The organism is Streptomyces sp. SID14478, assembly GCF_010548525.1.
Lineage (GTDB): Bacteria > Actinomycetota > Actinomycetes > Streptomycetales > Streptomycetaceae > Streptomyces.
Genome location: NZ_JAAGMG010001407.1, coordinates 1 through 854 on the forward strand (window position 1 = coordinate 1; position 854 = coordinate 854).

Annotated in this window: 1 protein-coding gene; it reads left to right on the forward strand. The window is 74.7% G+C overall.

Annotated features, from left to right (window positions below; genetic code table 11):
- Window positions 1–854 (forward strand): acyltransferase domain-containing protein (locus G3I40_RS44605; RefSeq protein WP_164560492.1); only part of this gene is annotated, 854 nt, incomplete at both ends.

Here is an 854-nt window from a genome sequence, read left to right on the forward strand (position 1 = left end):
GGGCGGCGGACCTGCTGGCGGCGCTGGAGGCCGACCCGGCGGCCGCCGGGGTCTGGCTGGCCGCGGTGAACGCACCCGACGCGGTGGTCTTCTCCGGAACCACCGAGGCGGTCTCGGCGCTCGAATCGACGCTGGTGGCCGAGGGCGTCAGGACCAGCAGGCTGCGGGTGAGCCACGCGTTCCACTCCGCCTTGATGGACCCGATGCTGGAGGAGTTCGCGCAGATCGCCGCGGGCCTGACCTATCACGAGCCGCGCATCCCCCTGTGCTCCACGGTGACCGGCGCGTTCGCCGACGATGCGGTGGGGACACCCGCGTACTGGGTGGGGCAGGTGCGCGAGGCAGTGCGCTTCGCCCCGGCGGTGCGCTCCCTGCTCGATTCGGGGGTGCGCCTGTTCGTCGAGCTGGGCCCGGACGCGGTGCTGACGACCATGACCCGCACCACGGTGGCGGCGGACCTCACCGCGCGCACGGCGGTGGTCGCGGGATCGCGGCGCACGGCCGCCGAGCCCGAGCAACTGGTCGCCGCGCTGGCCGCCGCGCACTGCGCGGGCCAACCGGTGCGGTGGGCGGACTACTTCGGGGCGCGAGCGCAGACACGGACCGCGCTGCCCACCTATCCCTTCCAGCACGAACGGTTCTGGCTGCGGCCCGCGGAGGCCGTCGGACCGCTCGCCGGCGCCGACTCCGCCGACCATCCGCTGCTGCACGCCCAGGTGCAGCTCGCGGGCACGGACGAGTGGCTGTTCACCGGCAGGCTCTCGCTGCGCACGCACCCCTGGCTCGCCGACCACCGCGTCCTCGGCGCGGTCGTGCTGCCGGGCAGCGGATTCGTGGAACTGGCACTGGCCGCC